The following is a 14,446-nucleotide window of genomic DNA, read 5'->3' as shown; positions in this document are numbered from 1 at the left end:
CCTGGGTGCGGTTTTTTGCGTTCAACGTCAGGCGATCAGAAGCTGTACTTGGCGGTGATGGTGAAGTTGCGTGGGTCACCATACACGTCGTACGGGCTCCAGGAGTTGTTGCTGGCAATGCCCTGGTAGTACTTCTTGTCGAATACGTTGTTGAGGTTCAGGCGAGTGTCGAGGTTCTTGTTGACCTTGTAGCCGACCATCAGGCCCACTACCGCGTATGCACCTTGATCGATGTGGTAGTTGCCGAAGCTGTTGCTGCCTTTGTTGAAGATGCTGCTCTGGCCATACACGTTACCGCCCACGCGCCACTGGTTCAGCTCGCCCGGCAAGGTGTAGGTGGTGCTCAGCTTGAACAGGTGTTCTGGCAGGTCGGTGTCGAACTTGGTGCCTTCCTTGTTCTTGTCGGCATCCTTGCGGTACTTGGTTTGCGAGTAGGTGTAGCCTGCGCCGACTTGCCAGTTGGGGGTCAGTGCGCCCATCAACTCCAGGTCGATACCGTGGGTGCGTACCTTGCCCGAGGCTTCGTAGCAGGTGATGTCGACGCAACCTTCCTGGTTAGAAGCTTCTGCGGCGCGGTTTTCCTGGTCGATCTGGAAGATCGCCGCGCTGGCGTTGAGTGCGCCGTCGAAGTACTCGCCCTTGATGCCGATCTCGTAGTTCTTGCCTTCGATTGGGCGGATGATGGAGCGGTCACGCGCCAGTTCCGATTGCGGCATGAAGATATCGGTGTAGCTGGCGTAGACCGAGTGGTGGTCGTCCAGGTCGTAGATCACTCCGGCGTAGCGGGTGACGTTGCGGGTGACCTTGTAATCGCTGTTGGTGTAGTAGCCGTCGTTGATTTCGCTGTACACCGACTTGTTGTCGTACCAGTCCAGGCGTGCACCCAGGATGACCTTCAGCGGGTCGGCGATGTTCAGGCGGGTGGTGACGTACGCCCCTTCCTGCTCGACGTGCTCGCTCAGGTTGTAGATATCATCGACATTCGGCTTGTCGATGCCACTGGGGTTGACGCTGAAGAGGCTGTCGACCGGGATGAACACGGTGCCGCCGTGGGCGCTGGTCTTGACTTCGCGCTTGCTCGCGCCCACCACCAGTTCATGCTGGCGGTCGAACAGCTGGAACGGGCCATTGGCATAGACGTCGTAGGTCGACTGGTCGTAGTCGCGGCGCTGGTTGAACACGCGCTGGCGGAACCCTTCGTTGGTTGCCGAACCGGTGCGCTCGAACACGGCGCCTTGCATGGCGAAGTCCGACCAGTTCTTGGACGCCGCCAGGTGCAGGCGCCAGTCGTTGTCGAAGCGGTGATCGACCTCGGCGAACACCGTAGTGTTATCGATGTCCTGGTAGCTCCAGTCGTAGCCCATATTGCGCGAACGCGAGTAGCCCACATGGCTGCCATCGCGGTTGACCGGCAGGCCACCCCAGTTGATGTTGTTGTTGTCGTTCTGGTTCGACGCGCCAACGGTCAGTGTGGTGTCGTCGGTCAGGTCGAACTCGGTGATGCCGTAGAACAGGCCGCGTTCGCGACCGGCGTAATCCTGGTAGCTGTCCTTGTCGTTGTAGGCGCCGACGAAGCGGCCACGGACGCTGCCGTTGTCATTCAGTGGGCCGCTGAGATCGAGTTCGCCGCGGTAATTGTCCCAGCTGCCGGCCGAGCCGGTGACGCTGCCCTGGAAATCCTTGGTAGGGCGTTTGCGCACCATGTTGATGGCTGCCGACGGGTTGCCGGCACCTTGCATCATGCCGGTGGCGCCCCGCACGATCTCGACGCGGTCGTAGGGCGCCATGTCGGCCGCGGCGACCCAGTCGGCGTTGTAGGTGGTGGGCAGGCCATCGAACATCAGGTTGTTGATGGGAAAGCCGCGGGAAAAGTACTCGCTGTTGGCCGGGCGCGCGGCCGACATGCGCAGACCAGGAGTGGCCTGGACCACGTCGTCGAGGCTACGCATCGACTGGTCGTCCATGCGCTGGCGGGTGATCACGGTGACGGCCTGCGGGGTTTCGCGCAGGGTCAGTGGCAGTTTGGTCGCGGTCTGCATGCTGCCGGTGGTATAGGAACCGGTGTTCTCGGTGGTTTGCCCCAAACCCTTACCATCGATGTTGGTTGCCCCAAGTTCCACCGCAGCGCCCCCCTCCCGGGTGTGGATGGTGACTTGGTTGCCTTGGATCTGGTAGCTCACACCGGTACCCTGCAGCAGCCGCGACAGGGCCGCGGCGGGCTCCATTGCACCGGTCAGTGCGCTGCTGCGCTTGCCTTCCACGTCCTGTGGGCTATAGAGCACCTGCAGGTTCGATTGCGAGCCGAAGGCCAACAAGGCGCTGGCCAGCGGCTGGGCCGGCACGTTGAACTGGACCTGTTGGGCCTGGGCGATCGCCGGCAGGCCCGCCAGGCCGACGGCCATTGGCGCTGCAAGGCGCAACGAGCGGCGAATGACCAGCGCCAGAGCGTGGGGGCGAAGACGTTGTGTTGGCATTTTTTCAAAGCCCTTGAGTGTCAGATGTTAATAGTATTAATTCTTGTTATTGATTGGGACGCACTCATCGGCCAAAACCGGAAAAATTAAATGCAATCTGCGACGCGGTTCTCCTGTTGGACCTTGCCTGCCGCCATGTGGATGAGCTGGTCGGCGACGTCGAAGTAGCGGTCGTCGTGGCTTATCACGATGATGGTCTTGCCCAGGCGCTTGAGGTCCGGCAGCAGCTCGGTGTAGAAAATTCGCCGGAACGTCGGATCCTGGTCGGCGGCCCATTCGTCGAACACCAGCACCGGGCGCTCCTCCAGCCAGGCGCTCACTAGCGCCAGGCGCTTGCGTTGGCCAGTGGACAGGTCGGTGGTGCTGAACACGCCGTCACGGATGCTGACCTTGTGAGCGATCTCCAGGCGCTCCAGGTAGCGACTGGCGTCGGCAGGTACTGGCCGGTCACCCTGGATGACATCGTCGAACAGGTAGTAGTCGGCGAAGATGGTGGTGAACAGCTGCCGGTAGTCGTCACGGTTTTCGGCCGTCACCGGCTTGCCGTCGAGGCTGATCGTGCCTTGCTGAGGTGCGTATAGGCCGAGCAGCAGCTTGATAAGGGTGGTCTTGCCGCAACCGTTTTCGCCGACGATGAACACGATGTCGCCTTGCTTGATGCTCAGGTTCACCGGACCCAGATGAAACGGCTCACTGCCTTCCACGCGGGGGAAGGTGTAGCTGACGTCCTGCAGCTGCAGGGTGTGCAGGGCCTTGTCGGCGGCGCGGGTGTCATCCAGCAGCAAGTGCGGCTCGGGCGATGAGAACTGGCGTGACAGTTCGGCGATGCGGCGGAAGGCGATCTGGGCCTTGCTGATGATCGGCAGGGTGCTGATCAGGTGTTCCAGCGGGCCTTTCATGTACAGCAGCACCAGCACGAAACCGCTGGTGACGCTCTTGTCGCCTGTGGGCCACAGCGACTGCATGGCCAGGGCCACGGCGATGACCACGAAGAACAGCATCGAGCCCAGGGTCTTGGCGATTACGAAGGTGTTGATCGAGCGTACCTGGGTGGCGCAAATACGGTTGGCGGTGTCCTGGATGCCGTGCTGGAACATGCGTTTGCGGCGTGGGCGGTGAATGCGCAGTTCCTTGGCACCTTCGGCGATCGCGCTGTAATGCTTTTGCAGTTCATCCTCGGCTTCTCGGGCGCTTTCGAAGCCGCGCACACCCCACGAGCGGGCAACGAACTGCATGACCGAGCCGATGCCGATGGCCACCAGGATCACCAGGAACATCGGTATCGACAGGTGCGCCAGATAGCCCAGGCAGCCCACGGTGACGGTGAGCGAAACGGCCAGGGGCGCGAAGACGAAGGCGAAGTCGCTGATGGTGTCGACGTCATGGGTCAGCACGGGGATGAGGCGATGGCTGCGGTAGCGTTCGATCTGGTCGATCGGCGCTGCCAGCACCTTCTCGCCCAGCTCACGGCGCAGGCGCGCGATGATGTGCTGGCCGACCCAGTTGGTGCCCATGTCCGAGCAGATCGAGCTGAACAGCGCCAGCAGGCACAGCCCGGCAAAACCCAGGACCACGCCTTGAGTCAGGCCGGTGTCGCTGTGCAGGGCCGAGTTGATGGTCGCCAGCAGGGCGGTGACACTGAGGCCACCGACCATGCCCAGGATGATCGAAACCGTCACCAGGGGCCAGAAGGGTTTGAGCAGGCCGAACAGTTCGCTGACGGCGCCACGTGGTTTACTGGTCATGGGTGTCTCCCGAATCACGCGTGGTTAGGGGCCATCAGAGTTCGCGAGCGACCCGGAAGCCGAGGAAATCGCCGCGCACATCGGGTGCGCGGTTGTTGCGGTTGCCGGAGCGCGAGAACACCGGGGCTTCGCCCCAGTCGTTGCCACGCATCACTCGCACACTGCAGTCGCCGCCGGACCAGACGCTGCCATCGCTCGGCGCACCGTCGTAGCCGTCGTGCCAGCAGTCGGCCGTCCACTCATACACGTTGCCGTGCATGTCGTAGACACCGAAGGCATTGGCCGGGTAGCTGCCGACCGGGGCGGTGTACGAGTAACCGTCGGTGGGGCCGTAGGTGTTGGCGTGCTGGGCGATGCTGTACCTGGAGGCGTCGCCGTTATCGAAGGGGAAGGGGAACGGGCCGGTTGAACCGGCGCGCGCGGCATATTCGCGCTCGGCTTCGCTGATCATGCGATAGGTGTGGCCGGTTTTTTTCGACAGCCACTTGGCGTATTGCTCGACATCGAACCAGCTCACGCACACGGCAGGCTGGCGCTGGCCCTGTTTGTAGGTCGGCTTGCTGGCGGCGCAGAAGCGCCCTGGGCGGGTGTCGCCGTCGGCGATCTTTACCCCGCTCTCGCGGATATAGGCATCCAGTTCGCCTGCGGTGACATGGTAGCGGCTGATGGCGAATGGTTTGGCAAAGGTCACGGTGTGCTGTGGACCCTCATCGCCCTCGCGCCCGGGCTCATCCTCGGGCGTACCCATCACGAAGCTGCCGGCGGGCAGCACCACCATTTCCGGGCAGGCCGCCTTGCAGTCGCGGAAGACTTCGCCTGGGGTGGGCTGGCTGGCGGCCTGGGCACTGGCGGCGCCCAGACCAAGCACGGCCAGGCAGCACAAGTGGCGCAAGCGAGGCGTGAACCGGGGGGATGAGGTGAGGCGTGCATCATCGGACATGAAGTAGATTCCGTCAGCTGTTGGCTAAGAAAAATCAGGCGCGCAGGCGTTGGCCCAGGACGTCGACCAGGCGGTCGATCTCGGCTTCGGTGTTCAACAGGCCAGGCGCGGTACGCACGACCGGCCCGACATCGCGATCGACCGCATCGACCACGATGCGCTGGCTGTTCAGGTGCGTTGCTATGGACTCGACGTCCTGGCCCTTGACCCGGAAGAAGGTGAAGCCCGCTGAATGGTTAGGGCTGCGCGGCGTCACCAGTTCGATGGCGCGGTGCTGCGCCAGGCGCTCCTTGAGGTAGTCGTTGAGGCCATGGATGCGTGCCTGGATCGCCGCCTTGCCGTGCTGCAGATGCAGCTCGAATGCCTTGCCCAACGCCCAGCGATGCTCGAAGGCGTGGTAGCCACCTGGGGTCATGGTGGTGGCGAAATCCTCATTCTCCGAGAAGGTGGCGAAGGTGGGCGTAAGGTGCTTGAGCTCGGTGGAGGCGGCACAGATGATCCCGGTGCCTCGTGGGCCGAACATCCACTTGTGGGTGCCGGCGATGAAGTAGTCACACTGCAGGTCGGCGAAGCGCATGTCTTCGACGCCGAAGCCGTGCACGCCATCGATCACGTAGAGGATGCGGTCGTTTTCGTCACGGTTGCGGTTGGCCTCGTGGACCAGGGCGCCGATCTGCCCGACGGGCAGTTTCACGCCACTGCCTGAATGCACCCAGGTCATGCCCAGCACACGGGTCTGCGGCTTGATGGCGGCAGCAATGGTGCTTAGTACCTGGTCGTCGGAGACCTTGGCCGGGTCGTCGAACAGGCGCAGCTTACGCACCTGGGTGCCGTCACGCTGGCTGCGATAGGCGAGGATGTTGCGGGTGGAGTAATGCTCGTGTTCGGTGGTCAGGATTTCTTGCTGCGGGTTCAGGCGCAGGCCGCCGTAGATCATCCCGAGGCCTTCGGTGGTGCTGCCGGTGAGGGCGATCTGGCGTGGCTTGACTTCAAGATAGCGGCCCGCCCATTCACGCACCTCGGCTTCGTGCTTCCACTCGCTCTGGGTGTCCCACTCGACGCAGCGTGCCGGGTGTTGGTCGAGTTGTGCGCGAAGGCTTGCGATCGCTTCGCGCACGGGGCGCGGGTGCGAGGTGATGAGGAAGTTGGCGAAGTGCGCGTAGTGGGGGTCGAGCTCGAACAGTTGGCGAAAACCGCTCCAGGCATCCGTGGCCGGAGGCGTGCGCGGCGCCGCCTGGGCGCTGCCCAGCAGTTGGCCGGCCAAGGGCAGCCCGGCTGCAAGTAGGCTGGCCTGCTTGAGGAAAGTACGACGGTCGTTCATGGGCGGCTCGCAGCTCAACGGGAAGAGGTGGCGGTCGGGCGTGCAGCGTTTTGCACTTGGCCCCAGACCCGTAGGAAGTTGCCACCCCATAGCTTGGCAATATCGGCTTCGCTGTAGCCGCGGCTGATCAGCTCGGCGGTGACGTTGCGCGCCTGACTGGCATCGTTCCAGCCGGCGATGCCGCCGCCCTCGTTGAAGTCCGAGGCAATGCCGACGTGGTCGATGCCGACCTTGCGTACTGCGTAGTCGATGACGTCGCCGTAATCCTTCAGCGTTGCCTGGGGTTCTTCCTCAAGGATCGCGTACAGCGCTTCGGCGTACTGGCCGACTTTCTGCTCGGGCCAGCCGGCGATGATCGGGTCGCCGGGCATCAAGGCATTGGCCTGGTTGACCAGGGGCGGCAGACCGTACTCGGCGCGCAGGCTGTTCAGGCGCTCTTGCGACTTCTGGGTCAGCGGCTTGATGTAGGTGCCGAAGGCAACGATCTGGATGACCCCGCCGGTGCCCTTGATCAGTTGCATTTCCTTGTCAGTGAGGTTGCGCGGAATGTCAACGGCGGCCCTGGGGGCCGAATGCGAGGCCACCACTGGCGCACGGCTGAGTTCGACCACCTGGGTCAGGGCCTGGGTCGACATCTGCGAAACGTCGATGATCACGCCCAGGTCATTGAGCCGTTGCACCGCCTGGCGGCCGATGGCAGACAAACCGCCGAGGGCATCTGGGGTATCGTTGAAGAAGGGCAGCGGGCGCGAGGAGTCGGCCCAGTTGTTGTTGCCGATGTAGTTGAAGCCGAACATGCGCACGCCACGGGCGGCCCAGGTGTCCAGCTGGCTGAGGTCGTCACCCAGGGCATAGGCATTGAGCATGCTGATGAACACCGCGAATTTGCCTTCGCCGTGCAGGCGCCGCATGTCGTCGGGGGTGTAGGCGATACCGACCTGGTTGGGGAAGTCCCGCACCATCGCGCTGATGGCGTTGTAGCGCACTTCCTGGGCATGTCGCCCGGCATCGACGAAACCGTCGGTGGGGTGGTGCGGGCCGTTGTCGCCGGTCCAGGACTCGGGCCAAGCGAAGACGGTCAGGGCCGCGCCGGACAGTCGCCCGCGCGCGGCTTTGGCCAGGTCGAACTGGCCCGGGCCATCCTTGTCGGCTTCGCGGCCTTCGGTGCCGAAGTCCAGCGGCAGGGTGAGATGGCTGTCGAACGAAATGATCCGCTCTTGCAGATCATTGGCCTGGCGCACGACCTCTATGGGGTAGCCGTCCTTGTCGAAGTGGTACCAGGCAGCCGCCCCGGCACCGACGGTCAAGGTGGCGGCCAGGCTGATATACAAGGCTTTTTTCCAGCGTGCTGTCGTCATTTCGGTCTCAGTAGGTTCACCGCAGAGGTTCGGGCCTGGGGCCATTGCTACCTGGAGGGAACGAGTGCACGCGGCAGAAATTTAACCGGCCCTCCAGTCACGGGCGCGCCGTCAGGACGGTTAAATTTTCTTGCCAGCTCAACGTTCTAGCCTTCGATGGGCCGTGTTAAGCGGCCATAACGACTGGCACAGGTAGTTCAATGACGATTTCTCGGAGAGGCTTCATCGCGGGCGTGGCACTGGCGGGCGTTACCGTGCCGGGGGCGCTGTATGTCCAGCGTCAGCTCACCCGAGAGGAATTCCCGGAAACCCCCGGCGAGGCGGTCGTGGAATTGGCCGATACGGCGACCCAGCAACTGGGCGACACCTTGCGCGGCATCTGGCGCTGGTCGTTCAAGGGGGCGCAGGCCGGCTTGCCGGGCTTGCAGGGCGAGACGCTGGAATTGTTCATCGATGTTGCGCAGAAGGGCCGCAGCATTCGCGGTTACCTCGATACCGCCGAGCGCTTGCGCAGCGGTGCCGAGCCACGATATCGGGTGCTCGGCGACTTGCCTGCCGACAAGCCGGGACGGTTACGCTGGCGCTTGTTCGACAGTGCCGATGGCGGCCGCATGCCGCGCTACGAGTGCCATCTCGTGCTGGATGAAGTGTGGGGGGTATTTGGCAATGCGGGGCCGGCCACCCTCAATGGCAGCATCCTCGACCTTGAGCGGCCATTGGCCATGCCCGAGCAGGACAATCGCTTCCTGGCCCACAAGCAGACCTTTCCCGAAGCCCGCGAACGCACCGCCTTGTCGCCGGCGATGATCGATTGGCTGATCGCGCCGGAGCATCGCCTGTTCCACCAGCTGTGGCATGCCTCCCGTGACAAATGGCACAAGCTCGACAAGGACAAGCGCAACGCATTGCGTGGCCTGGGCTGGCAGCCGGGGCCGCGTGACCGTGAGCGCGATGCCCGTGGCCGGCACAAGGACCGCAACGGCTCGGGTGAAGACTTCCTGTTCATGCACCGGCACATGCTCGGCGCTGCACGGGCCATCCAGGACCTGCCGTCATGGCCGCGCTTCCCCTTGCCACAGCCTGAACTTGAGCGCGATCGCCTGGGTTTCGCGCGTTACTTCGATAATCATGACGGCAACGCCTTGCCACCAACCTGGTTGGCTTACGATGATGACGAGTACACCCAGTGGGTGCGCGATATCAAAAGCGCCGAAACCTTTCATGGCAATTTCGAGGTGTGGGAGTCGCGTTACAGCGACCCCCAGTACCTGTCCCGGCTGACGTTGGGGCAGTTCGGCTCGGAGCTTGAACTGGGCTTGCACGACTGGCTGCACATGCGTTGGGCCTCAGTCCCACGTGACCCGAGCAACGGCATGCCGGTGCCGATGGCGCGCACGCCGGATGATTTCGCGGCGCGCTGGTATGGCGCGCAGAACGACTTTCTCGGGGACCCGTTCTCTTCCCACGTCAACCCTGTGTTCTGGCGCTTCCATGGCTGGATCGACGACCGTGTCGAGGACTGGTTCCGCGCCCATGAACGATTCCACCCTGGCGCAGTCGTGCGCCAGGAGGTCAATGGCGTGCCATGGTTCGCGCCGGGGCGCTGGGTGGAGGTCGCCGATCCTTGGCTGGGGCCGGACACGCACGGCTGCAGTAACGTGGCGGGGCTGCGCCCAGGGCGTAGCGTGGAGATGGACCCGGAAACCATGAAGCTAGCCTTGCGCCTGATTTACAGCGACGAGGAGCGCTTTGACGGGCTGGTAGGCAAAGTGCCGCGCCGCCCCTGGTATGCTCGCCACCTGAAGGTCAGGCCGCGGTCGTGAACACCAGATAGCCTGACGCCCTAACGCGGCGGGCTATCCGCTTGCCAGCCACCGCCCAAGGCTTTGTAAAGGGCCACGCTGGCCTGCAGTTGGCTTAGCTGCAGGCGGGCCTGCTGGTCCTGGGCCTGGTACAGGCTGCGCTGGGTGTCGAGCACGGTCAGCAAGGTCTCGGCGCCGGCGCGGTAGCGGCGCTCGGCCAGCTGGAAGGCGATGCGTGACTGTTCCACTTCCTGATCCTGCCACTGGCGTTGACGGTCCACCCCTTGGGTGGCGTTCAGTGCTTTTTCTACATCGGCGAAAGCGGCCAGGATGCTGGTGCGGTAAGCCTCCAGCAATTCTTCCTGTTCGGCCTCGGCCAGTTGCTGCGCGGCGCGCAGACGGCCTCGGTTGAACACCGGGGCGACCAGGCCACTGGTCAGGGTGTAGTAGGGGCTGTCGAAAATCTGCGCGAAGGTGCTGGCGCCGCTGCCGAATTCCACGCCCAGCGTGAGTTTGGGCAGCAGGGCTGCCCTGGCGACCTGCACATTGGCGCTGGCCGCGGCCAGGCGCGCCTCGGCGGCTGCAATGTCGGGGCGACGCGCCAGCAGCTCGCTGGGCACGCCACTGGCGATGCGAGGCCAGCGCAGGTCAGCGAACGCTGCGGTACTGGTCGGCAGTTGTTGCACCGGTAGCCCCAGTAGCGTTGCCAGGGTGACCTGGGTGTCTTGCCACTGCTGCTCAAGTAGCGGCAGTTGGCGTTGCTGAGCGGCCACCAGGCTGCGCTGCTGGGCCAGCTCGAGTTGGGTGCTGGAGCCGGACTGCTGGCGGGCTTCGACCAGGCTCAGCACCGCTTGGGCGTTGCGCAGGTTGAGTTGGGCTATACGCAGCTGTTCTTTGAGAGCCAGGCTTTGCAGGTAAGTGTCGGCGACGCTGCCGAACAGGGTCAGCTGCACGGTCTGGCGGTCCAAGCGGCTGGCGTCGAGGCTGCGCAAGGCGCTGTCGCGGGCACTGCGCAGGCCGCCCCAGAAATCGATTTCGTAGCTGGCGCTGAGGTTGGCATCGAACGAGGTGCTGGTGCGCTCACTGCTGCTGGCATCGAGCTGATCGTTGCCCTCGCCGCGCAGCAGGCGCTGGCGGCTGGCATCCAGGCCGAACTGCACCTCAGGCAGCAGCGGCGCGCCGGCGATTACTGCCCGCGCCTGGGCCTGGCGTACCCGGGCTGCAGCCGCGGCCAGGTCGTGGCTGTTGTTTCGGGCAATCTCGATCAACTGGTCAAGCTCTGGGCTGGCGAAGGCCTGCCACCAGCGTTGATCAGGCAGTGCCTGTGCCTTGCTCGCAGTAGGGCTTTGCCAACCGGCGGGCGGGGCTATGCCCATAGTTGGCGGCGTTGGCGTGGAGCAGGCGAGGAGTGACAAGCTCAGGGGCAGCAGGCAAAGGTGGCGTGGCAATGTCATGGGCTATTCGCTGGTAAGGGCTTTGACCGGGTCAAGGCGTGCAGCCTTGCGTGCTGGCATGAAACCAAACACCACCCCAGTGATGACGGCGCAGGCAAATGCGCCAACAATGGCAGGCAGGGCGAACGCCACGGCAATGTCGGCCAGGGTAAGGCTGGCGCCGACCACCAGGGCCAGGGCGATGCCGGTCAGGCCGCCAACCATCGACAGCATGATCGCCTCGCTCAGGAACTGCCGGAGGATGTCGCGCTGGCGGGCGCCGGTGGCCATGCGGATACCGATTTCACGGGTGCGCTCGCGCACGGTCATGAGCATGATGTTCATCACCCCGATACCGCCGACCAGCAGCGAGATGGCGGCAATGGCCCCGAGCATCAACGACAGGCTGTTCTGCGTGCGCGCCTCGGCCTGGATCAGGGCGGCATCGTTGGTCAGCTCGAAATCGTGTTTGCCCTGGTGGCGCTGGCGCAGCAGGCGGTCGATGGCCGCTTCGGTGTCCTTGACCTGGCCTGAGTCGCGCGCGGCAATGGCGATATAGTCCGGGTCGCGGTGGCCGAACAGGCGGATGGCCGCTGCCGAAAATGGCACCACGATGCGCCCGTCGCTGTCCTGGTCGCCAGAGCTGGCGCCTTTGCCGGCAAGGATGCCGACCACTTGGAACGGTACATTGCCGATCAGCAGGTACTGGCCGATAGGGTTGCTGCCAGGGGCAAGCATCTTTTCCCGGACTTTCTGGCCGATCACAGCCACCGCTGCGCTACTGGCCTCGTCGGTCTCGGTGAAAAAGCTGCCTTCAACGGCCGGCCAGTTGAAAATCTCCGGGAAAAAGGTGTTGTTGCCGCCCACGTAGAATTGCTGGCTGTTGTTGCCGTGGCGGACCATCATCTTTTCGCCGAGCACCGGCATGATGTGTTTGACCTGCGGCAGCTCACCGATCGCCGCAACATCGTCCAGGGTGATGCGCCCAGCCGGTTCGCGCAGGGTCGGGGGGCTGCCATTGAGGTATAGGATGTTGGAGCCGAAGGCGGCCATCTGTGCCATTACCTGGCGTTTGCTGCCTTCACCGACAGCCAACATCACCACCACCGACGCGACTCCGATGATGATTCCGAGCAGGGTCAGTGCCGTGCGGAAGCGGTTGATCCACATCACTCGCCATGCCGCCTGCAGCGATTCGAGCAGTTCACCTTTCCAGGCACCGTGCTGGGTTGCACCACGGTCCAGGCGCTGGCGCAGTTCTTCTGCCTGTATGCCTTTGTGGGCATGGGCGGGCGGCTGGTCGGCGGCGGAGTCACTGATCACCAAGCCGTCGCGAATCTCGATAACCCGGTGCGCCCGGGCAGCCACTTCGCGGTCGTGGGTGATGAGGATGATTACATGGCCCTGGCTGGCCAGCTCGTCGAGCAGCGCCATCACCTCGGCGCCGCTATGGCTGTCGAGGGCGCCGGTTGGTTCGTCGGCCAGGATGATGTGGCCACCGTTCATCAAGGCCCGGGCAATCGAGACCCGTTGCTGCTGGCCACCGGATAATTGATGCGGACGGTTGGCGGTGCGGCTGGCCAGGCCCAGGCGGCCGAGCAGGGCGCTGGCGCGGGCCTGGCGTTCGGCGGCTGGGGTACCGGCGTAGATGGCTGGCATCTCGACGTTTTCCTGGGCTGAGCCGGAGGGGATCAGGTGGTAGCCCTGGAACACGAACCCGAAGGCCTCGCGGCGCAGCCAGGCCAGTTCGTCGCTGTCCAGCTCGGCAACGTCCTTGCCGGCGAAGCGGTAGCTGCCGGCACTTGGGCGATCGAGGCAGCCGAGGATATTCATCAGGGTCGACTTGCCGGAGCCGGAGGCGCCGACGATGGCGACGAATTCGCCGGCATGCACGCGCAGGCTGATGCCGCGCAGGACTTCTACCCTGGGGGTGTCGACGCCGCCGTACGCTTTACGGATGTCACAGAGCTCGATCAGGGGCGTGGCCATTCAACCTCCGCTGGCGGCAGGGGCGCCGATGACCAGTCGATCACCTTCACTGAGGCCATCTAGGATCTGCACCCGCAAGCGGTCGCTCAGACCGGTGCGCACCTTGCGCTGTTCGACCTTGCCGTCGCGGCCGAAAACCTGGGCCAGGCGTAGGCCTTCGTTGTCGCTATCGTCCAGTGCGGCCAACGGGGCACTAAGCACCTGGCTGGCTTGGCCGACGACGAAAAACACCTGGGTGGTCATCTCTGCCATGAGGGCGCCATCGGGGTTGTCCACGTCCAGCAGCACGGTGTATTGCACGACTTGGCTGCCGGTGGCGCCGGCGGTGGCGCTGGCTGGGCTGCCGCCGCCCTGGCTGGTCTGGTCCAGTGGCTTGGGCGGAATGGGCAGCACCTGGCGCACGGTGCTGGTCCAGCGGCGCTTGCCGCCGGCCAGGGTGGTGAAGTAGGCGGTCATGCCAGGCTGGATCTTGCCGATATCGGCCTCCGAGACCTGGGCCCAGACGGTCATGGGGGACAGCTTGGCGATGCGCAGGATCAGCGGCGTTTGTTGCTGGGCGTTGAGGGTCTGGCCTTCACGGGCATCCACTGCCACTACCGTGCCGTCCATAGGGGCGAAGATGCGTGTGTAGCCCAGTTCGGCTTCGTCGCTGCGCAAGCTGGCGTTGGCCTGGCGGATCTGGGCCTGGTACATGTCGATGCGTGCCTGGGTCACGTTGAGCTGGGCTTCGGCCGTTTGCAGGTCTTCTTCGCGTGTGGCGCCGACCGCTGCCAGGTCGCGCTGGCGCTTGAGCTGCTGTTGGGCGAGTTTGAGCTGGGCGCGCTGCTCTGCCAGCTGCGCCTTGAGATTATCGATCGAGAAGCGCCCGGCATCGAGCTTGGCCTGCTGCGTGGAGGGGTCGATCTCGACCAGCAACTGCCCTTTGTGGACTTGATCACCAACCTCGACGTGCAGGTTGCGGATCTGCCCGGAGGCTTGTGCACCGACGTCTACGTAGCGCCGCGGCTGCAGCGTGCCCAGCGCTGTTACGCTGCTCTCGATGTCGGCGCGGGTAACGGCAACGGTACTGACCGGCTGCGCGCCGAACGGCAGAGATGTCCAGGCCAGCAGGCTGCCAAGGCCAAGCAGGCCCAGGCCGCCGAGGAGGAGGCGACGGCGAGTGTGGGTTGAGCGTCTCATGCGGACTTCCAGCCAGGGATAAAGGCCACGCGCAGCCAATCGCGGTGCGCAGGGAGGTCACAGTTAGACGAACGCTGGCAAGGCAGATTTAGGCAGGATAGTACGCGCCGGTGTGTTGCTGAGAATAATTATAATTTGTAGTATTCCACACTGATATCACTCAGTCCCCAAGCTGCTGATCAAGGGCCGGCAGGACGCCCTCAGG

General features: G+C 64.1%; 9 protein-coding genes. 1 reads left to right on the top strand and 8 read right to left on the bottom strand.

Annotation, left to right across the window (positions count from 1 at the left end; genetic code table 11):
* Positions 1–35: 35 nt before the first annotated feature.
* The 5 genes from ACF8O8_RS06730 to ACF8O8_RS06710 form a co-directional block, all read right to left on the bottom strand.
* Positions 36–2,474 (bottom strand): TonB-dependent siderophore receptor, encoded by a 2,439-nt coding sequence (locus ACF8O8_RS06730; RefSeq protein WP_010954972.1) that lies wholly within the window; start codon positions 2,472–2,474, stop codon positions 36–38.
* A gap of 86 nt (positions 2,475–2,560) precedes the next feature.
* On the bottom strand, positions 2,561–4,219 hold the full coding sequence (locus ACF8O8_RS06725; protein ID WP_010954971.1) for a cyclic peptide export ABC transporter: 1,659 nt from the start codon (positions 4,217–4,219) through the stop codon (positions 2,561–2,563).
* Positions 4,220–4,253: 34 nt separating this feature from the next.
* The gene (locus ACF8O8_RS06720) at positions 4,254–5,159 is read right to left on the bottom strand and encodes a formylglycine-generating enzyme family protein (protein WP_392509413.1); all 906 of its coding nucleotides are present in this window, start codon (positions 5,157–5,159) and stop codon (positions 4,254–4,256) included.
* Between the two features lie 34 nt (positions 5,160–5,193).
* Complete coding sequence (locus ACF8O8_RS06715; protein ID WP_392509412.1) at positions 5,194–6,480, bottom strand: aminotransferase class V-fold PLP-dependent enzyme; 1,287 nt, start codon at positions 6,478–6,480, stop codon at positions 5,194–5,196.
* Positions 6,481–6,494: 14 nt separating this feature from the next.
* Positions 6,495–7,838 (bottom strand): dipeptidase, encoded by a 1,344-nt coding sequence (locus ACF8O8_RS06710; protein ID WP_049588212.1) that lies wholly within the window; start codon positions 7,836–7,838, stop codon positions 6,495–6,497.
* Positions 7,839–8,038: 200 nt separating this feature from the next.
* Between ACF8O8_RS06710 and ACF8O8_RS06705 the strand changes: the two genes are divergently transcribed.
* Positions 8,039–9,661, top strand: a complete 1,623-nt coding sequence (locus tag ACF8O8_RS06705) for a twin-arginine translocation signal domain-containing protein (RefSeq protein ID WP_392509411.1) — start codon at positions 8,039–8,041, stop codon at positions 9,659–9,661.
* Between the two features lie 20 nt (positions 9,662–9,681).
* Here the strand turns inward: ACF8O8_RS06705 and ACF8O8_RS06700 are convergent, their stop codons facing one another.
* From ACF8O8_RS06700 to ACF8O8_RS06690, 3 genes are read right to left on the bottom strand one after another with little or no spacing between them, the layout of a single operon-like run.
* Positions 9,682–11,094: an efflux transporter outer membrane subunit gene (locus ACF8O8_RS06700; protein ID WP_392509410.1), complete on the bottom strand. Its 1,413-nt coding sequence runs from the start codon at positions 11,092–11,094 to the stop codon at positions 9,682–9,684.
* 3 nt (positions 11,095–11,097) lie between these two features.
* On the bottom strand, positions 11,098–13,062 hold the full coding sequence (locus ACF8O8_RS06695; RefSeq protein WP_010954965.1) for a MacB family efflux pump subunit: 1,965 nt from the start codon (positions 13,060–13,062) through the stop codon (positions 11,098–11,100).
* On the bottom strand, positions 13,063–14,241 hold the full coding sequence (locus ACF8O8_RS06690; protein WP_010954964.1) for an efflux RND transporter periplasmic adaptor subunit: 1,179 nt from the start codon (positions 14,239–14,241) through the stop codon (positions 13,063–13,065). It lies immediately after the preceding gene.
* Positions 14,242–14,446: the final 205 nt, after the last annotated feature.

Source organism: Pseudomonas sp. TYF_14 (assembly GCF_043105275.1).
Taxonomy (GTDB): Bacteria; Pseudomonadota; Gammaproteobacteria; order Pseudomonadales; family Pseudomonadaceae; genus Aquipseudomonas; species Aquipseudomonas alloputida.
The sequence above is the reverse complement of the archived record's forward strand: the minus strand, read 5'-3'. Positions and strand labels throughout refer to the sequence as shown.